This window comes from Streptomyces sp. NPDC031340 (assembly GCF_055569945.1).
In genome coordinates this window covers 80982-99824 of sequence record NZ_JBVIIE010000013.1, presented here as the reverse complement: position 1 = coordinate 99824, position 18843 = coordinate 80982, and the positions used below count along the sequence as shown (strand labels likewise).

The window sequence follows — 18843 nt, the reverse complement described above, 5'->3', positions numbered from 1 at the left end:
ACGATGAGCCAGCCGCAGGACGACGCACACAACGCCGGGCCTGCCGTGCCGCAGACCCGCACCGCACGCCACCGGCGGATCGTGGACATCCTCAACCGGCAACCGGTGCGGTCGCAGAGCCAGTTGGCGAAACTCCTCGCCGACGACGGACTCTCCGTCACACAGGCCACGCTGTCGCGGGACCTGGACGAGCTGAACGCGGTCAAGATCCGCAACACCGACGGCGACCTGATCTACGCGGTGCCGAGCGAGGGGGGCTTCCGCACCCCGCGCGCGCCGCTGGGCGAGTCGGCGAAGGAGGAGCGGATGCGGCGGCTGTCCCAGGAACTGCTGATCTCCGCCGAGGCGTCCGCGAACCTCGTCGTCCTGCGGACCCCGCCGGGCGCCGCGCAGTTCCTCGCCTCCGCCATCGACCAGGCCGAACTGCAGGACATCCTCGGCACCATCGCCGGTGACGACACGCTGCTGCTGATCAGCCGGAACCCGACGGGCGGCCAGGCACTCGCCGAGCACCTGCTGAGACTGGCCCAGAACGGCCACTGAGCCGCCCCGCGGACCCGCCCACGGCGACGAGGGCGGACCCGCACACGGCGAGGACGGACCCGCACACGGCGAGGACGGACCCGCACACGGCGAGGACGGACCCGCACACCGCGAGGACGGACCCGCACACCGCGAGGGGCGGGCGCGCGATCACCGCGTGCCCGCCCCTCGCGATGCTCAGCCCCGCCGGAGTCTCAGCCCACAGGCGGAACGGCAGCCTGCTCGGATCCGGAGCCCAACACCCCTAATTCCGGTGGGAGTTCAGGTCGCTCATCCTGGCAGGGGCCCTCGGCCTCGCCGGGTTGAGCGGGCTGTTCGGCCTGCCGGGCAGTCAGCTTGCCGAGGTTCCCCCGGCCGGCCACGGCGGACGCCGGGCCCGGTCGCGCCGGGACCGCCGGCGTCGTGGGCTCGGGCGGGACGGGCGGGAGGCCGCACCGCTCCGCCTCGCCAGGGGCCGGGCCGTTCGGGACCGCCGTGCCCGCGGTCCCGCCGGTCCCGTGCCCTTGGCCCCGCCGGTCCCGCGGTCCCGCCGTGCCCTTGGTCCCGCCGATGGCTCCTCGGTTCGGGCGAGAGGCCAGGTCGCGCCCGGCCCTGTCGGCCCCCGGCCCAGCCGTGCGCCTGAGCCCGCCCCCTCCGCCACGGCGGAAGGCCAGGCCGTTCGGTCATGCCAGGTGTTCGGCCCCGACGCGGCCCCCTCGGCTCGGGCGTGGAGGGGCGGGCTGCGGGGCGCACCGGCCCGCTCGGGCCGGTCGTGGGTAGTCAGCCCAGGTGGGAGGGCAGGCCGCCGGTGCAGCGGACCTCGTCGCCCGCCGTGATCAGCAGTGCCTCCACGTCCGGCAGGGACTCCAGCCAGCGCAGGCCCTCCCGGGAGCCCATCGCGAAGGCGGCCGTGGCCCAGCAGTCCGCCCAGGTCAGGCTGGGAGCCACCACCGTCACCGCCACCAGGTCGGTCACCGCCGAGCGGCCGGTGCGCGGGTCGACGATGTGGGCGCCCCGCTCCGCCGTACCGGACGTGGCCACCGCCAGTTCCGCCGCGCCCGCCGCCGAGATCACCGCGGCCAGCCCGCCCGGACGCAACGGGTCCGACACCCCGATCCGCCACGGCCGCTGCGGGCCGGGCGTCCCGAGCAGCTGGACGTCGCCGCCGCCGTTCATGCTGACCCCGCTCACCCCGGGCACGGCAGCCAGCCGGCGGGCCGCGCGTTCGGCGGCCCAGCCCTTGACGATGCCGGTCGGATCGAGACGGCCCTCGTAGCGCATGCTGAACCAGCCGTCGCTCACCCGCTCCGCCTCGGCGCCCAGGGCGAGCACCTCGGCGACCTCCGGATCGCAGTCCTCGACGGTCAGCTCGCCGCGCGCCAGCCGGGAGAGCTGGCTGTCGTCCCGGTAGGAGCTGAACACCTCGTCGACCCGGTGCAGTCCGGCGACCGCGTCCTGGAGCGCCGCGTGCACGGCATCGGTTTCCCCGCCGCGGACGTCGAAGGAGAAGACGGTCCCCATGACCTCCTCCGCGTGACGCACCGCGGCGGGAACCTCAGCGGGCTCGGGCACCGGCTCAGCCACCGGCCTGGTCCAGTGCCGACTGCAGCGACTGCTTGTACCCGGTGCTGGTGTAGGTGGCGCCGGAGACCGCGTCGATGTCCGCGCTGCCCGCCGCCACCGCCTCCTGGTTGAGCCTGGGCACGGCCAGGGCGGTCTTCTGGCCGCTGGTGCCGCCCTGCGGCGCCTGCACGGCCTCGGCCTTGACGATCTTGCCGTTGCTGACGGTGACGCGCACCTGCACGGGACCGTACTGCGTCTGCGCGACACTGCCGGTCACGGTCCTGGCCTGGGCGGCGCCGGAGGACGACTGCCCGCCGCCGCCCTGCGACGAACCGGCGCCGGACGAAGAGCCGCTGCCAGAAGAGGAGCCGGCGCCGGACGACGAACCGCTGCCCTGCGAAGAACCGCTGCCCTGCGACGAGCCGGCGCTCGCCTTCACCTTGTCCAGCGCCGACTGCAGCGACTGCTTGTATCCGCTGCTGGTGTACGTCGCCCCGGACACCGCGTCGATGGCGGCGCTCTGCGCGGCCACGGCCTCCTGGTTGAGCTTGGGCACGGCCAGGGCGGTCTTCTGGCTGCTCTCGCCGCCCTGGGGCGCCTGGACCGCCTCGGCCTTGACGATCTTGCCGTTGCTCACGGTCAGGCGCACCTGGACGGCGCCGTACTGCGTCTGGGCCGCGTCACCGGTGACCGTGCCGCTGCCGGCGGCGGCCGTCGCCCCGCCCTGCGGCGCCTGCTGCGCTCCCGCGGTCTGCTGGGGCACCACGCCCGCCGCCGTGGCGCCCGGGTCGGTCGCCGGCTTCAGCGACAGCAGCAGCACGACTCCCGACACGGTGGCGGCGGTGGTCAGCACGACACGCCGGATGGGATGACTCTTCCTCATCGTTCCTACAGCTCCTGAAGTCCCGTCGCTCACATCTCGAACGACTCGTGATGGATGCGGCGGGCGGGCACTCCCGCGCCGCGCAGTGCTTCGTACACGGTCTGCGCGAACCCGGCCGGCCCGCACATGAAGACGTCGTGCTTGTCGATGTCCGGCAGCTTCTGGCGCAACCGATCGGCCGAGATGTCGGGGCGCTCCCCGTCCGGGCTGTTGACCGCGTACATCAGCCGGGCGCCGCGCTCCTCGGCGATCGCGGCCAGCTCGTCCCACAGTGCCAGGTCCTGGGTGCTGTTGGCGCGGTACAGCAGGGTGATGTCGCCCGCCGCGCCGGGCAGCGTCTCGAACAGTGCCCGCATCGGCGTGATGCCGACCCCGCCCGCGACCAGCAGCACCTTGCCGCGGCTGCGCCGCTGCGCGGTCAGGGCGCCGTACGGGCCCTCGGCCCACACCTTGGTGCCGGGCGTCAGCTCGCGCAGCCGGGCGCTGTGGTCGCCGATCGCCTTCACCGTGATCCGCAGCATGTCCGGGCGCGGCGCGGCCGACAGCGAGTACGGGTGCGAGCTGAACCGCATCCCCGGCGCGAGGAACCGCCAGCGGAAGAACTGGCCGGCCTCCGCGCCCATCCGGTGCAGCTTCCGCCCGCCGATCAGCACCGACACGATGCCCGGCGTCTCCTCGATCACGGCCTCGACGTGCATGCGGTGGCGCAGGTTGAGCCGGATCGGGGTGAGGACGCGGTACCACAGCACCAGCGCGGTCACACCGCCGTACAGGCCGTACCAGAAGGTCTTCGCGGTCGGTTCGAGGGCGAAGTCGTTGCCGGTGGTGATCTGGTGCCAGAAGGTCAGGAACACCGCCGCGTAGGTGAGCAGGTGCACGTGGTACCAGGCGTCGTACGGCAGGCGGCGGCGGATCCCGCCGACCGAGATGAACCCGATGAGGAACAGCAGGCCGGTGCCGATGGCCGCCTTGCCCATGTCCGGCAGCTGATTCACGGAGTCGATCGTCTGCTGGACGATCCCGCCGAGCGACTTGCCCGCCTGCAGAGCGTAGCCCCACATGGTGAGGAAGACGTGGGCGAGGACCAGGCAGATCGTGTAGCGGCCGGTCATCGCGTGCCAGCGGGCCACCCGGTCGGAGCCGACCCGGCGCTCCAGCGCGGGCACCCGGGCCATCTGCAGCACCACCAGCGCCATCAGGTACCCGGCGAGCAGGCCGGTGATCCGGCCCGCGTTGAGGACCTTGCCGTTGTCGTCGGCGATGGACGGAGTGTCGTGCCACCACAGCCACAGCACGCCGGCCGCACCGGCCCATACGGCCAGCAGCAGGGCGGTCGCCGGGGAGCGGCGCGGACGGATGCGGCGCATCGTCTGGCGGCGGGCGGCGCGGCCGCCTGCGAGCGTGGTGGTCACGGTTCCTCCGGGGGCGGGGGCAAGGGGGGATGGCGTGGTCCCTTGGCCCTGAGATACGTGTCCCGGCACCGGTCTGTTCAGCTGCTCGCGGAGTCCAGCGCGGACTGCAGCGACTGGCGGTAGCCGTCACTGGTGTAGGTGGCGCCGGAGACGGTGTCGATGTTCGCGCTCTGCGCGGCGAGGGCCTCCCTGCGCAGCTGCGGGATGGCGTAGCTGTTGATCTCTTGGTCCCGCGGGTTGTCCGAGGGGTAGGAGACCGCCTCCACCTCGGTGAGCTTGCCGTTCTTGAGCGTGATCCGCACCTGGACGGGACCCCAGCGGGTCTGCACCGTGTCACCCGTGACGGTCTTCGTGCCGGTGCTGGTCGACCCGCTGGAACTGCTCGACCCGCTGGAACTGCTCGACCCGCTGGAACTGCTCGATCCGCCGGAGCTGCTGGAGCTGCTGGAGCTGCTGGAGGGGGCGGGCACCGCGACGGCGGTCTCCGCCGACGTGTGCGGCTTCATCGACAGCAGCAGCACGAATCCGGAGACGGTGGCGGCACCGGCCAGCACGATGCGGCGCAGCGGACGGTTCTTCTTCAGGGCGTGCACGTATCTTCCTCACAGACTCTCAGAATTCGAACGACTCGTGGTGGATGCGGCTGTCCCGGACGCCGGCGTCCTTCAGCGCCTCGTACACGTCCAGGGCGAAGCCGTGCGGACCGCAGATGTAGACGTCGTGCTCGGCGAGGTCGGGGAAGGCCGACCGCAGCGACCGCGCCGACAGGTCCGGGCGCCGCCCGTCCGCCCCGTTGAGCGCGTACAGCACCTTCGCGCCGCGCCACCGCGCGATCGCCTCCAGCTCGCCGCCCAGCGCGAGGTCCTCGGCGCCGCGCGCCCGGTACAGCAGGGTGACCTGGCCCGGCAGGGTCTCGAACAGGGCGCGCAGCGGGGTGATGCCGACGCCGGCGCCGATCAGCAGGGACTTGTGGGAGGTCTGCCGGTCCTGGGTCATCGCCCCGTACGGCCCCTCCGCCCACACCCGGGTACCGGGGCGCAGCAGGGCGATGGCCGCGCTGTGGTCGCCGAGCGCCTTGACCGTGACCCGCAGCACGTCCCGGCGCGGCGGGGCCGACAGCGAGTACGGCGTCGACGTCCAGCCCAGGCCCTCGCCGAGGAACCGCCAGCGGAAGAACTGGCCCGGCTCCGCGCCCATCTCGTCCAGCCGCCGCCCGTGCATCACGACCGAGTACACGCCCGGCGCCTCCCGGTGCACGGACTGCACCCGCAGCTGGTGGCGCAGGTTCAGCCGCACCGGACCGAGGACGCGGTACCACAGCACCAGGGCCGCGACGCCCAGGTAGAGCGCGTACCAGGCGGCCGTGGCCACCGGGTGGCCGTTGAAGTCGTTGCCCAGCACCAGCTGGTGGCTGAAGGCCAGGAACACGGCGGCGTAGGTGAGCAGGTGGACGTAGTACCAGAACTCGTAGCTGGTCCGGCGGCGCAGCGCCCGCACCGAGGTGATGCCGACCGCGAAGAGGATCACCGTGCCGGCGGTGGTCTTGAGCATCTCCGGATAGTCGAGGATCACCGTGAGCGTCTCGTGCCAGAGCGAGGCGTGGTCCTGGGCGGCGTACCCGGCGAGGATCAGCACGACGTGCGCGACCAGCAGGGAGATCGTGTAGCGGCCGGCCATCGCGTGCCAGCGGGCCACCCGGTCGGAGCCGATCCGCCGCTCCAGCAGCGGCACCCGGGCCATCAGCCCGACCAGCACCGCGCAGGCGTACCCGCTCAGCAGCCCGGCGATCCGCCCGGCCCCGGTCAGCCAGCCCGCCGCGCCGACCACGGAGCCGGTGTCCACCCACCACATGGCTGTCACGGCCGCCGCGCCCGCCCACAACAGGGTGAGCACGACGCCCGCCGGGGAGCGTCGCGTGGTCAGCGGCACCGCCGGTGCCGTGCGCCGCTCGTACACGGTCGTCATGGATTGCGTCCTTTCGCTGTCCGGGCCACAACAGTGCAGCGGCAACCTCTGAGCACCCTCTGAAAAGAGGCTTCGCCGGCTCACTCAGAGGAAACTCAGAGCCTCGCCCGTCGACCGCCGGCCGGGGGAGGGTGGATCCTGGTAGGGCCATGAACACCACCCGCTCGGGCCGCCCGGCCCTCACCCGTCCCGACGGCACGCCGCTGCGCGTCCTCGTCGTCGACGACGACCCCGACCTCGCCGAGGTGCTGTCCGGCGCCCTGCGCTACGAGGGCTGGGAGGTCCGGTCCGCGGGCGACGGCTCCTCGGCCGCCGCCGCTGCGCGGGAGCTGATGCCCGACGCCGTCGTCCTGGACGTGATGCTCCCCGACACCGACGGATTCTCCGTCCTGCGCTCCCTGCGCGGCGTGAAGCCGGACGTCTGCGTGCTCTTCCTGACCGCCCGGGACGCGGTGGAGGACCGCATCGCCGGGATCACCGCGGGCGGCGACGACTACGTCACCAAGCCCTTCAGCCTGGAGGAGGTCGTCGCCCGGGTCCGCGGACTGCTGCGCCGCGCCGGCATGGCCCGGCAGCAGGAGGACGGCCCCCGGCTGATCGTCGGCGACCTGGTCATGGACGAGGAGGCCCGCGAGGTGACCCGCGGCGGGGAGCTGATCGAGCTGTCCCCGACCGAGTTCGAGCTGCTGCGCTTCCTGATGCGCAACCCGCGCCGGGTGCTCAGCAAGGCCCAGATCCTCGACCGGGTCTGGTCCTACGACTTCGGCGGCCGCGCCCACGTCGTCGAGCTGTACATCTCCTACCTGCGCAAGAAGGTGGACGCCGGTCGCGAACCGATGATCCACACCGTGCGCGGCGCCGGGTACGTGCTGAAGCCGGTGAGCCGATGAGGCCACGCGGGCGGCGGCTGTTCCGCTTCCTCCGGTTCTTCCGGTTCCCCGGGCTGCACACGCTCCGGGCCCGTCTCACGTTCGGCCTGGTGGTGCTGCTGGCGGTCAGCTGCGCCGCGGTGGGCGTGGCCGCGGTGATCGGGGTGAACGGTTTCCTCACCAGCCGGCTCGACGAGCAGCTGAGCGAAGTCGGCGTCCGCTTCCCGGAGAGCCTGGAGCACAAGACACGGCTGCCCGACGACCGCGACGGGGACGAGCACGGCGACACCCGCCGACAGGCCACGGGCACCTTCGGCGCCCGGCTGGTCGACGGCATCCCCACCCACGCGGCCGTCGTGCGCTCCACCGGCATCAAGACCGTACCGATGACCTCCCGCGACAAGCGGCAGCTCGTCGCCGTCCCCGCCGACGGCAGGGGCCACACCGTCGAGCTCTCCGCGCTGGACCACTACCGGGTCAGGGCGTGGCGGGGCGTCGACGACGACGTGCTGATCACCGGCCTGCCGCTGGAGCCCGTGCAGGCCACGGCCCACCGCCTGGTAGTGGTCGCCGGGATCGTCTTCGGGCTCGCCCTCACCGTCACCGGCGTCGCGGGCGCGTTCTGGGTGCGCTGGTCACTGCGTCCGCTCAGCCGGGTCGCGGCGACCGCCACCCGGGTCAGCGAACTCCCGCTCGCCAGCGGGGAGGTGGCCCTGCCGCCGCGCGCCCCCGAGGCGGACCCGCGCAGCGAGGTGGGCCAGGTCGCGGGCGCGTTCAACCGCATGCTCGGCCACGTCGAGGACGCGCTCACCAAGCGGCACGCCAGCGAGGAGCGGCTGCGCAGCTTCGCCGCCGACGCCAGCCACGAGCTGCGCACACCGGTCGCCTCGGTCCGCGGCCACGCCGAACTCGCCCTGCTGCATCCCGGGCCGGTGCCGCCGGAAGTGACCCGCGCCCTGGAGCGCATCGCCGCGGAGTCGGCGCGCATGGGCGAGATGGTCGACGAGATGCTGCTGCTCGCCCGTCTGGACGCGGGCCGCCCGCTGGAACGCCTCCCGGTCGACCTGACCATGCTGGTCCTGGACGCGGTCACGGACGCCCGGGCGGCCGGCCCCGGCCACCGCTGGACCATGGAGCTGGCGGAGGAGCCGGTCACCGTCACCGGAGACGCCCACCGGCTGCAACAGGTGTTGGCCAACCTGTTGACCAACGCGCGTGTGCACACACCCGTGGGCACGAAGGTCACGGTGTCCCTGGACACCGACGGGCCCTGGGCCGTGCTGAAGGTCCACGACGACGGGCCCGGCGTGCCCGAGGACGTCCAGCCCGGCGTCTTCGAGCGCTTCACCCGCGCCGACCGCCGTCGCACCGACGCCCCCGGCGGCGGCGCCGGCCTGGGGCTGTCCATCGTGGCCGCGGTGGCGGAGGCGCACGGCGGGAGCGTTGCCCTGGAGAGCCGCCCGGGGTCGACCACGTTCACGGTCCGGCTCAGGACCGCCTGATCATCGCGGGTCCGCCGTGGGTGGCAGCGGCAGCGGCAGACCGGGCAGACCGTCCATGCTCGTCGCCACGTGCTCCTTCTTGGCGAAGTACTCGCTCAGCGAGGCGTCGTCCTCGCGCGCGAACCGCTTGCCGTGCAGGTCGCGGTCCTCTTCGTAGGTCATGAAGGGGACCGCGTAGCCGCAGGTGTCGCGGACCAGGTCGGCCCGTACGACGATGATCGCGCGCAGGCCGTGCGGGGCCGGGTCGATGCCGGGGAAGCGGGCGAGCAGGTCCGCGAAGCGCGGGTCGTCGCGGAAGACCGGCTCCCCGCGGCCGTGCACCCGCACGATGTTCGGCGGCCCCTGGAAGGCGCACCACATCAGGGTTATCCGGCCGTTCTCCCTCAGGTGCGCGATCGTCTCGGCGTTGGACCCGGCGAAGTCCAGGTAGGCCACGGTGTGTTCGTCCAGCACCGCGAAGGAGCCCTTGAGGCCCTTGGGGGAGAGGTTGACCGTGCCGTCGCCGGACAGCGGGGCGGTCGCCGTGAAGAAGAGGGGCTGGGCCTCGATGAACGTGCGGAGCCTGCCGTCTATGCGCTCATAAGTCTTTCCCACGGCTGACGATTATGACCGCGTTTCTTTTGACTGTCTAAGGAATTGCGCGGTCCGGCCGGTTTCCTCACGGCCGCCCGGCGGGGGCCGACGGTTTTCTCGCGGCCGCCGGGCCGAGGCCGCCGGTTTCCTCACGGCCGTCCCGGCCGAAGCCGGGACCACTGCTGCCGCTCCGGCCGGGGTCCGGTTCCGACCGCGGCCGCCCCGGCCGGCGCATGACTCGGGGCGGCCGCGGCGCCTGTCACGTCACTTGGTGAGCGTGCAGGCGGCCAGGGAGTCCAGGCCGGTCGGCTTGGCCGCCGTCCGGCCGATGGAGATCGCGATGCGGTCGATGGTCGACTTCCGCTTGTCCGCCAGCGGGCCCAGGATGGCGTTGTTCACGAAGTTGGGGCCGCCCTGGCCCACGGTGTCGACCAGGCGCTTGTTGGCTTCCTGGATCTGGGTGTTGAGCAGGGCGAGGTTGCGGTCGACCTCGGCCTTGGCGGAGGCGGGGACCGCGGGCAGCCGCGAGGCGACGTCGGGGCACGTGATGGTGCCGACCGCGGAATTGTTCGCGCCGGACTGCTGGCCGGCCGCGGCGGTCGCGGCGGGCGTGGCGGTGCCGGCACCGCCCGCGTTGCCGGCGTTGCCCGCGTTGCCGTTGCCGGTCACACCGCCCGCGTTGAGCGTGCAGGCGGCCAGGGAGTCCAGGCCGGTCGGCTTGGCCGCCCTGCGCCCGATGGAGATCGCGATGCGGTCGATGGTCGACTTCCGCTTGTCCTTGAGCGGGCCGAGGATGGCGTTGTTCACGAAGTTGGGGCCGCCCTGGCCCACGGTGTCGACCAGGCGCTTGTTGGCCTCCTGGATCTGGGTGTTGAGCAGGGCGAGGTTGCGGTCGACCTCGGCCTTGGCGGCGGCGGGGACCGCGGGCAGCTTCGAGGCGACGTCGGGGCACGTGATGGTGCCCGGGCTCGCGAAGGTGCGGGCGTTGGCGGAGTTGCCGGAGTTGCTCTTGGACGTCTCCCCGGCGAGAGCGGAACCGGCGATCACGGCCCCGGACAGCACCACGGCGGCAGCCCCGCCGATGACCGCGACGCGACGCTTGTTGTACTTCGGAAGAGCCCTGGACATGCGGATGCCTCACTTGGGTCAGGAGCGGTTGACAAACGCAGCGCCGGCGAGCGTTCGGTGGGGAGTACGCGAAAGCGGTTGCGTGTGTTCAACGGCATTCTGGAAATCTCCGTGCGACCGCCTCAGATTGACGAATCATGCAGAGCTCTGCATAATCATGCACACCTTGCTCGTGCACTCCGCAGCAGACGCTGTGGGCAGCAACGGCAGGCGGCGGCACATCCGTATCTCTCTAGGAGCGACCCACGTGAGCAGCAACAGCGGTGACGTACGGCTCTGGGGCGGCCGTTTCGCCGACGGTCCCGCCGAGGCCCTGGCTAAGCTGTCCGCGTCCGTCCACTTCGACTGGCGGCTCGCCCCGTACGACATCGCCGGCTCGCGTGCGCACGCGCGCGTGCTGCACAAGGCGGGCCTGCTCACCGACGACGAGCTGACGCGGATGATCGCCGGGCTCGACCGGCTGGAGGCGGACGTGGCCTCCGGCGACTTCGTGGGCACGGTCGCCGACGAGGACGTGCACACCGCCCTGGAGCGCGGCCTGCTCGAACGCCTCGGCCCCGACCTTGGCGGCAAGCTGCGCGCGGGCCGCTCCCGCAACGACCAGGTCGCCACCCTCTTCCGGATGTACCTGCGCGACCACGCCCGCGTCATCGGCGGCCTGATCGCCGACCTCCAGGACGCGCTGATCGGCCTGGCGGAAGCCCACCCGGACGTGGCCATGCCCGGCCGCACCCACCTCCAGCACGCCCAGCCGGTGCTGTTCGCCCACCACGTCCTCGCCCATGTGCAGGCCCTGTCCCGGGACGCCGAGCGGCTGCGCCAGTGGGACGAACGGACGGCCGTGTCGCCGTACGGATCGGGCGCGCTGGCCGGCAGCAGCCTCGGCCTGGACCCGGAGGCGGTCGCGAAGGACCTCGGCTTTGAACACGGCAGCGTCGGCAACTCCATCGACGGCACCGCGTCCCGCGACTTCGTCGCCGAGTTCGCCTTCATCACGGCGATGATCGGGGTGAACCTCTCCCGGATCGCGGAGGAGGTCATCATCTGGAACACGAAGGAGTTCTCCTTCGTCACCCTGCACGACGCCTTCTCCACCGGCTCCTCGATCATGCCGCAGAAGAAGAACCCGGACATCGCCGAGCTGGCGCGCGGCAAGAGCGGCCGTCTGATCGGCAACCTGACCGGACTGCTCGCCACCCTCAAGGCGCTGCCGCTCGCGTACAACCGCGACCTGCAGGAGGACAAGGAGCCGGTCTTCGACTCCTGTGACCAGCTCGAGGTCCTGCTCCCCGCCTTCACCGGCATGATGGCGACGCTCACCGTCAACCGCGAGCGCATGGAGGAACTGGCCCCGGCCGGCTTCTCGCTCGCCACCGACATCGCCGAGTGGCTGGTCAAGCAGGGCGTGCCGTTCCGGGTGGCGCACGAGGTCGCCGGCGAGTGCGTGAAGGCCGCCGAGGCCGAGGGCAAGGAGCTCGACGGGCTGACGGACGAGCAGTTCGCGAAGATCAGCGCGCACCTGACCCCCGAGGTCCGCTCCGTCCTCAGCGTGCCGGGCGCCCTGGCCTCCCGCGACGGCCGCGGAGGCACCGCGCCGAGCGCGGTCGCCGTCCAGCTGGCCGAGGTCAAGGCGGACGTGGCGGCGCAGCACGCCTGGGCCACCGCCAAGAACGCGAAGTGACCGCCACGCGCGCGTGGGAGCCGCCGCTCCCACGCGCGCGTGACACGCGGTTCCGCGCGGACACGCGCCGCCCGCCCGCGCTGCCGCCGCCACGCGCGTGAACGGCGCCCTGCCCGCCCTGCCGCCGCCACGCGCGCGTGCAGGGCGGGCATCGCGGTTACGTTGGTTCCTCCGCCGCAAGGAGCCGACCGAACGGAGCCCGCGATGCCCTTCGCCCGACTGGCCTCAGCAACGACCCCGACCTGCCACATCGGACTCGGTCTCGCCGCCGTCGGCCGCCCCGGCTACATCAACCTGGGCCGGGACGAGGACCTCCCGGCCGGCCGCGACGTCGACGCGATGCGCCGCCGTACCCACGAACTCCTGGACGCCGCCTACGCGCAGGGCGTGCGCTACGTCGACGCGGCCCGCTCCTACGGACGCTCCGAGGAGTTCCTCGCCGACTGGCTCGCCGCCCGCCCCGACGCCGCAGACGTGGTGGTCGGCAGCAAGTGGGGCTACACCTACACCGCGGGCTGGACCACCGACGCCGAGGTCCACGAGGTCAAGGACCACAGCCTCGCCGCGTACGAGCGCCAGCGCGCCGAGACCGCCGGAGTGCTCGGCGACCGGCTCGACCTCTACCAGATCCACTCGGTCACCCCGGACAGCCCGGCCCTGACCGACAAGGAACTGCACGCCAGGCTCGCCGAGGCGGCCGCCCAGGGCCTCAGCGTCGGCTTCTCCGCCAGCGGCCCGGCCCAGGCCGACACGATCCGCGCCGCGCTCGCCGTGACCGTCGACGGCGAACCCCTCTTCCGCACCGTCCAGGCCACCTACAACGTGCTGGAGACGTCCGCCGCCCCCGCCCTCGCCGAGGCGCATGACGCGGGGCTCACGGTGATCGTCAAGGAGGGCATGGCCAACGGACGCCTCGCGGCGCCCCACGCCCCGGACGCGCTGCAGGCCGTGGCGGCCGAGACCGGACTCGGCTGCGACGCGGTGGCCCTCGCCTTCGTCCTGCGCCGGCCCTGGGCCGGTGTCGTCCTGTCCGGCGCCGCGACGCTCGGCCAGCTCGCGTCCAACCTGCACGCGCCCGTCGTGGACCTCGACGACGACCGGCTCACCCGGCTGGCGGCGCAGGCGGAGCACCCGCGCGCGTACTGGCAGCGGCGCGCCGGTCTCGCCTGGCACTGAGCAACCCGGTACCCGGTCATTCCCCGTCGACCCACAGCCCTGAGTCACACGCATCCAGTATGAGACATCAATGTCTCACATGGTCTATGCTCGTCTCATGGCTGTCGATCGTGACCACGTGCTGCGCACTGCCGCCGCGCTGCTGACCCGCAAGTCCACCGCCACCATGGACGAGGTGGCCAAGGCCGCCGGGATCAGCCGGGCCACCCTGCACCGGCACTTCGCCGGGCGCGACGCGCTCGTGCGGGCGCTGGAATCCCTCGGCATCGCCGAGTGCGACGCCGCCCTGGACGCGGCCCGCCTGGACGAGGGGACCGCGACCGAGGCGGTGCGCAGGCTCGTGCGCGAGATCCAGCCCGCCGCCGGACTGCTCGCCTTCCTCTACGGAGAGAACCAGCTCTGGGAAGCCGGCCCGAACGACGGCTGGCTGCGGCTCGACGCCCGCATCGGCGCCGTGTTCGTACGAGGCCAGCAGGCCGGCGAGTTCCGCATCGACCTCAGCCCGGCCTGGCTCACCGAGGCGCTCTACGGGCTCATTGCCTCCTGCGCCTGGGCCGTCCAGGACGGCCGGGTGGCCCGCAACGACTTCACCCGCATGATCGCCGAGCTGCTGCTCGGCGGCGCACTACGACAAGACGCATCACGAAGAGAGGAATCATGACCAGCACCCTGCAGCGCGGGGGCGCCCCCTGCCCGGCCGAGGCCGAGAGCACCGGGGAGAACACGACCGAGGCGGTGAAGCGCCCGGGCCGCTGGCTCGCGCTGTCCGTCCTCGTGCTCGCCGTGCTGCTGGTGGCCGTCGACGCGACCGTCCTCGGTCTCGCGACCCCCTACATCAGTGAGGACCTGAAGCCCTCCGGCACCCAGTTGCTGTGGATCGGCGACGTCTACTCCTTCGTCATCGCCGGTCTGCTGGTGACGATGGGCAGCCTCGGCGACCGCGTCGGCCGCAAGCGCGTCCTGCTCGGCGGCGCGGCGGCGTTCGGCGCGGTGTCGCTGCTGAACGCCTTCGCCACCGGGCCCGGGACGATGATCGCGGCCCGCGCCCTGCTCGGCGTCGCGGGCGCGACCCTCATGCCCGCCACCCTCGCGCTGATCCGCAACCTCTTCCACGATCCGCGCGAACGCAGCCTCGCCGTCGGCATCTGGGGCGCCACCGCCTCGGCCGGCACGGCCGTCGGCCCGATCGTCGGGGGTTTCCTGCTCCAGCACTTCTGGTGGGGCTCGGTCTTCCTGATCAACCTGCCGGTGATGGCGGTCCTGGTAGCCGTCGGTATCCGCACCCTGCCGGAGTCACGCAACCCGGACCCCGGTCCGTGGGACCTGCCCGGCGTCGTGCTGTCGCTGGTCGGCGTCATCGGCGTGGTCTACGCCGTGAAGGAGACCGCGGCGCACGGCCTCGCCTGGGCGCCGCTCGTCTCCGGCGCGCTGGGCGCGGCGGCCCTGTACGGCTTCGTACGGCGCCAGCTCACCTCCCCGGCACCGCTGCTGGACGTGCGCCTGTTCCGCAACCGCGGCTTCAGCGCCGCGGTGCTGGCCGACCTGCTGACCGTGCTCGGCCTGTCCGGGCTGGTGTTCTTCCTCTCCCAGTACCTGCAACTCGTGCAGGGGCGGCCTCCGTTCGAGGCGGGCCTGGCCGAACTGCCCGCCGCGGTGGGCGCGGTGGCGGCGGGTCTGGTCGCCGGGCGGGCGGCCCGCCGCTTCTCGGTACGGGCGGTGGTCTCCGGCGGACTCGCGGCGGTCGGCCTGGCGCTGGCCGTGCTGACCACGCTGGACCGCTCGACCGGTTACCCGCTGCTCGGCGCGGCCCTGCTGGTGGTCGGTGTGGGCGCCGGCTTCTCGTTCACCGTCACCGCCGACGTGATCCTCTCCAGCGTCCCCAAGGAACAGGCCGGCGCGGCCTCCGCCGTCTCCGAAACGGCGTACGAACTGGGCGCCGCCCTGGGCATCGCCCTGCTCGGCTCCATCGTGACGGGCGTCTACCGCGGTTTCCCGGCCCCGGTGGGCACCCCCGCGGCGGCGCGCGAGTCGCTGGGCGGAGCACTGGAGGCGACGGCGCACATGCCCGCGGCGGCAGCGGAGCAGGCCCTGTCGGCGGCCCGCGACGCCTTCGTGCACGGCCTCACACTGGCAGCCGGCACCGGCGCCGCCGTCCTGCTGGCAACAGCGGCCGCGTCCTGGTTCCTCCTAAGAGACCAACACCTGGAAACCCAACCCTGAACCCCCTCCCCGACGCCCCCTCAGGGGCGCGAGGAACCGCGCACAGAGCCCCATCCAACGCGCACGAGAAATCCGACGCCCCCGCGCCCACCCTCAGGGGCGCGAGGAACCGCGCACAGAGCCCCATCCAACCCGCACGAGAAATCCGACGCCCCCGCGCCCACCCTCAGGGGCGCGAGGAACCGCGCACAGAGCCCCATCCAACCCGCACGAGAAATCCCGCGCCTCCGCGCCCACCCTCAGGGGCGCGAGGAACCGCGCACAGAGCCCCATCCAACCCGCACGAGAAATCCCGCGCCCCCGCGCCCACCCTCAGGGGCGCGAGGAACCGCGCACAGAGCCCCTCCGACCCGCACGAAAAATCCCGCCAACCGTCGGAGACCTACGCCGCTTTGGCCTTGGTCGCGTACATGTCCACGTACTCCTGCCCCGACAGCCGCATGACCTCCGTCATCACGGAGTCGGTCACCGCCCGCAGCACGTACCGGTCCCGGTCCATCCCCTCGTACCGGGAGAACTCCATGGGCTCGCCGAAGCGGACGGTCACCCGCGCGGGCCGCGGCATCCCCGCACCGCCCGGCTGGATCTTGTCCGTGCCGATCATGGCGAACGGCACCACCGGCGCGCCCGTCATCAGGGTGAGCCGGGCGATGCCGGTACGGCCCCGGTACAGCCGCCCGTCGGGTGACCGCGTGCCCTCGGGGTAGATGCCGAAGACCCTGCCCTCCTCGAGGATCCGACGCCCGGTCATCAGCGCGGCGACACCGCCCTTGCCGCCGTCACGGTCGACCGGGATCATGCCGACGCCGGTGAAGAACCAGGCCATCAGCCGGCCCTTGAGCCCCTTGCCGGTGACGTACTCGTCCTTGCCGATGAAGAAGACCTGCCGGTCGCAGACCAGCGGCAGGATCATCGAGTCGATGAACGTGAGGTGGTTGCCGGCCAGGATGACCGGGCCGTCACCGGGGATGTGCTCCGCGCCCTCCACCCGTGGGCGGAACATCAGGCGCATGATCGGTCCGAGCACTGCCTTGATGAGCGCGAAGCGGGACAACGGGCCCTCCGGAGTCAAGGGATGCGGTACAAGTCTGTGCAGGTGAGGACGATACTCGCGGTCATGGTCGTCGCGCACATCGGGCGCGGCCGGTTCACTCAGGTCTTACACAGTGTTGACCCGTCCTCACCTGCGGGCGCGCCGTGTCGCACCGCGGTAATCCCGCCGGAACGATGTGACGGAGGTCGCGCGGGCCGGCGGGTGAGCGGCCCGCCGGCCCCCGCCGGCCGTCGCCCACGACCGGCACCCCGGCACCCCGGCACCCCGGCGCGCCGAGGCGAACCGACGAGTCGTCAGACAGGTGTTCCCGGACGACCATCCCCCGTCACCCGAGCGTTCCGCCCGGGGTATCCCTCCGGTCACCGACGCACACCTACGATCGGCCGGCATCAACGGCGAGGGGCCGAAACAGGAGGCGTCATGACAACGCAGGGGTCGGACAAGCAGACGGGCGGGACCGGGCGGAGGGCGCTCCTCGGCGCGGCGGTGCTCGGTGCGGGCGGGGCGGTCCTGTCCCTGTCCGGTACGGCGCGGGCCGCCGAGGCGGCCGGACACGGCACCGGCGGCCTCCGCAGCCTGCCCGTGCCGACGATCATCGGCCACCGCGGCGCCAGCGGCTACCGCCCGGAGCACACCTTCGGCTCCTACCAGCTCGCCCTCGACCTCGGCGCCGACATCGTCGAGGCCGGCGACCTGGTGCCCACCAAGGACGGCCATCTGGTCTGCCGTCACGAGCCGGAGATCGGCGGCACGACCGACGTCGCGGACCACCCCGAGTTCGCCGGCCGCAGGACCACCAAGGTCATCGACGGCGTCTCCACCACCGGCTGGTTCACCGAGGACTTCACGCTCGCCGAGCTGAAGACCCTCCGCGCGGTCGAGCGCATCCCCGCCAACCGCCCGCACAACACCCTCTACAACGGCCGCTGGGAGATCCCCACCTTCGAAGAGGTCCTGAAGTGGCAGGACGAGCAGACCCGCAAGCGCGGCCGGCAGGTCTGGATCTACCCGGAGACCAAGCACCCCACCTACTTCCGCAAGCTGGGCCTCGGCCTGGAGGAGCGGGTCGCCAAGCTGCTCCACAAGTACGGCAAGGACAAGCGGAACTCGCCGGTCATCCTGCAGTCCTTCGAGCCGACCAGCATCCAGCGCCTGAACACGCTGGTCGACAACCCCCTGGTCGTCCTGCTCTCCTCGGCGGGCAGCCGCCCCTGGGACTTCGTCGAGGCGGGCGACCCGCGCACCGTCGCCGACCTGATCACGCCGAAGGGCCTGCGGGAGATCGCCGGATACGCGCAGGGCATCGGCCCCACCCTCGACCTGGTCATCCCGAAGGACGCGAGCGGCAACCTCACCACGCCCACCACCCTGGTCAAGGACGCCCACGCGGTCGGCCTGATCCTGCACCCCTACACCATGCGCAACGAGAACCCGTTCCTGCCCGCGGGCTTCCGCAAGGGCACGGACCCCGACGGCTACGGAGACGTCTTCGGCGCTTTCAAGACGTACTTCGCGACCGGCATCGACGGCGTCTTCACCGACAACGCCGACACCGGCCTGCTGGCCCGCCAGGACTTCGTCAACGGCTGACGCCCCCGCCCCGGATGGGGTGACGGAACGGCCGCCCGGCAACCCGACGCCGGGCGGCCGCGTCGTCTGCCGTATGACCCCCGAGGCCGTCCTGACCGCTGACCCCGCCGCCCTCACGCATGACCCTGCCGTCGCCACTCCCGACCCGGCCGTCGTGCCCCCTGACCTGATCGCCGCCCTGCGCCCGCTGCTCGCCGCCGAGGCGGCCGCGGAGGCGCACGCCCGCGGCGTGGAGCCGGGCGACCTGGAACAGGCGGTCTGGCTGCGCCTCTTCGAACGCCTCCACGCGGAAGCGCCTCCGGAGGACCCGCCCGGCTGGCTGCGCCGGGCCGTCCGCCGCGAGGCCCGCCACGCCCTGCGCACGGCCCGCAGCGAGCAGCCGTACACCGTGGAGCCGGTGGACGACCCCGGTCGCGATCCCGCGCGGGCCGCCCTCGCGGCCGCCCGCCACCGGGCCCTGCACGACGCTGTCCGCCGCCTGCCGGGCCGCTGCCCCCGGCTGCTGGCGGCGCTGCTGTCCCCGACGGACCCGACCTACCGGGAGATCGCGGGGGAGTTGGGTATCTCACAGGGCAGTCTCGGACCGGAACGTTCCAGATGTCTGGGATGTCTGCGACGTTTGCTCACAGGGGAGGTTGCGGCCCGTGAAGTGCGGGGATAGGAGTGAGGGACGACCGGCGATCAGGTGAGCGGGAGGCGTGCGCA

Annotated in this window: 17 protein-coding genes; 9 read left to right on the top strand and 8 right to left on the bottom strand. The window is 72.7% G+C overall.

Annotated elements, in window-relative coordinates; genetic code table 11:
- Positions 1-3: 3 nt before the first annotated feature.
- Positions 4-543 (top strand): arginine repressor, encoded by a 540-nt coding sequence (locus tag ACZ5GT_RS12500; protein ID WP_324788693.1) that lies wholly within the window; start codon positions 4-6, stop codon positions 541-543.
- 759 nt (positions 544-1302) lie between these two features.
- Here ACZ5GT_RS12500 and ACZ5GT_RS12495 read toward each other — a convergent pair.
- From ACZ5GT_RS12495 to ACZ5GT_RS12475, 5 genes are all read right to left on the bottom strand, one after another.
- The gene (locus ACZ5GT_RS12495; RefSeq protein WP_469020041.1) at positions 1303-2043 is read right to left on the bottom strand and encodes an FAD:protein FMN transferase; all 741 of its coding nucleotides are present in this window, start codon (positions 2041-2043) and stop codon (positions 1303-1305) included.
- 55 nt (positions 2044-2098) lie between these two features.
- Positions 2099-2968, bottom strand: a complete 870-nt coding sequence (locus tag ACZ5GT_RS12490) for an FMN-binding protein (protein WP_469020038.1) — start codon at positions 2966-2968, stop codon at positions 2099-2101.
- 29 nt (positions 2969-2997) lie between these two features.
- Positions 2998-4380 (bottom strand): ferredoxin reductase family protein, encoded by a 1383-nt coding sequence (locus tag ACZ5GT_RS12485; RefSeq protein WP_469020033.1) that lies wholly within the window; start codon positions 4378-4380, stop codon positions 2998-3000.
- A 77-nt stretch (positions 4381-4457) separates the two neighbouring features.
- Positions 4458-4973, bottom strand: coding sequence for an FMN-binding protein (locus tag ACZ5GT_RS12480; protein WP_469020030.1), 516 nt, complete (start codon positions 4971-4973; stop codon positions 4458-4460).
- A gap of 19 nt (positions 4974-4992) precedes the next feature.
- Positions 4993-6345: a ferredoxin reductase family protein gene (locus tag ACZ5GT_RS12475; protein WP_469020024.1), complete on the bottom strand. Its 1353-nt coding sequence runs from the start codon at positions 6343-6345 to the stop codon at positions 4993-4995.
- Between the two features lie 149 nt (positions 6346-6494).
- Between ACZ5GT_RS12475 and ACZ5GT_RS12470 the strand changes: the two genes are divergently transcribed.
- Together ACZ5GT_RS12470 and ACZ5GT_RS12465 are read left to right on the top strand one after the other, a co-directional pair.
- Positions 6495-7235: a response regulator transcription factor gene (locus tag ACZ5GT_RS12470; RefSeq protein ID WP_469020019.1), complete on the top strand. Its 741-nt coding sequence runs from the start codon at positions 6495-6497 to the stop codon at positions 7233-7235.
- Positions 7232-8716, top strand: a complete 1485-nt coding sequence (locus ACZ5GT_RS12465; RefSeq protein WP_469020017.1) for a sensor histidine kinase — start codon at positions 7232-7234, stop codon at positions 8714-8716. The genes ACZ5GT_RS12470 and ACZ5GT_RS12465 overlap by 4 nt, the downstream gene beginning before the upstream one ends.
- On the opposite strand, the gene ACZ5GT_RS12460 is transcribed toward ACZ5GT_RS12465, so the two are convergent.
- The gene (locus ACZ5GT_RS12460) at positions 8717-9310 is read right to left on the bottom strand and encodes a pyridoxamine 5'-phosphate oxidase family protein (protein ID WP_469020012.1); all 594 of its coding nucleotides are present in this window, start codon (positions 9308-9310) and stop codon (positions 8717-8719) included. It abuts the gene before it with no gap.
- Between the two features lie 243 nt (positions 9311-9553).
- Positions 9554-10417, bottom strand: coding sequence for a hypothetical protein (locus ACZ5GT_RS12455; protein WP_469020009.1), 864 nt, complete (start codon positions 10415-10417; stop codon positions 9554-9556).
- Between the two features lie 247 nt (positions 10418-10664).
- Here ACZ5GT_RS12455 and argH point away from each other — a divergent pair, with 247 nt between their 5' ends.
- From argH to ACZ5GT_RS12435, 4 genes are all read left to right on the top strand, one after another.
- Positions 10665-12098 (top strand): argininosuccinate lyase, encoded by a 1434-nt coding sequence (gene argH / locus ACZ5GT_RS12450; RefSeq protein WP_469020006.1) that lies wholly within the window; start codon positions 10665-10667, stop codon positions 12096-12098.
- A gap of 204 nt (positions 12099-12302) precedes the next feature.
- Positions 12303-13274 (top strand): aldo/keto reductase, encoded by a 972-nt coding sequence (locus ACZ5GT_RS12445; protein ID WP_469020003.1) that lies wholly within the window; start codon positions 12303-12305, stop codon positions 13272-13274.
- Positions 13275-13371: 97 nt separating this feature from the next.
- Positions 13372-13935, top strand: a complete 564-nt coding sequence (locus tag ACZ5GT_RS12440) for a TetR/AcrR family transcriptional regulator (RefSeq protein ID WP_469019999.1) — start codon at positions 13372-13374, stop codon at positions 13933-13935.
- Positions 13932-15494 carry an MFS transporter gene (locus tag ACZ5GT_RS12435; RefSeq protein WP_469019994.1) on the top strand — a complete coding sequence of 521 codons (1563 nt, stop codon included), beginning with the start codon at positions 13932-13934 and terminating at the stop codon, positions 15492-15494. The genes ACZ5GT_RS12440 and ACZ5GT_RS12435 overlap by 4 nt, the downstream gene beginning before the upstream one ends.
- A 382-nt stretch (positions 15495-15876) precedes the next feature.
- On the opposite strand, the gene ACZ5GT_RS12430 is transcribed toward ACZ5GT_RS12435, so the two are convergent.
- Positions 15877-16548, bottom strand: coding sequence for a lysophospholipid acyltransferase family protein (locus ACZ5GT_RS12430; protein WP_469019988.1), 672 nt, complete (start codon positions 16546-16548; stop codon positions 15877-15879).
- Between the two features lie 420 nt (positions 16549-16968).
- On the opposite strand from ACZ5GT_RS12430, the gene ACZ5GT_RS12425 reads away from it, so the two are divergent.
- A complete protein-coding gene (locus tag ACZ5GT_RS12425; protein WP_469019983.1) occupies positions 16969-18138 on the top strand; it encodes a glycerophosphodiester phosphodiesterase in 1170 nt (389 codons plus the stop codon).
- 154 nt (positions 18139-18292) lie between these two features.
- The gene (locus tag ACZ5GT_RS12420) at positions 18293-18799 is read left to right on the top strand and encodes an RNA polymerase sigma factor (protein ID WP_469020311.1); all 507 of its coding nucleotides are present in this window, start codon (positions 18293-18295) and stop codon (positions 18797-18799) included.
- The last annotated feature ends 44 nt before the right edge of the window (positions 18800-18843 follow it).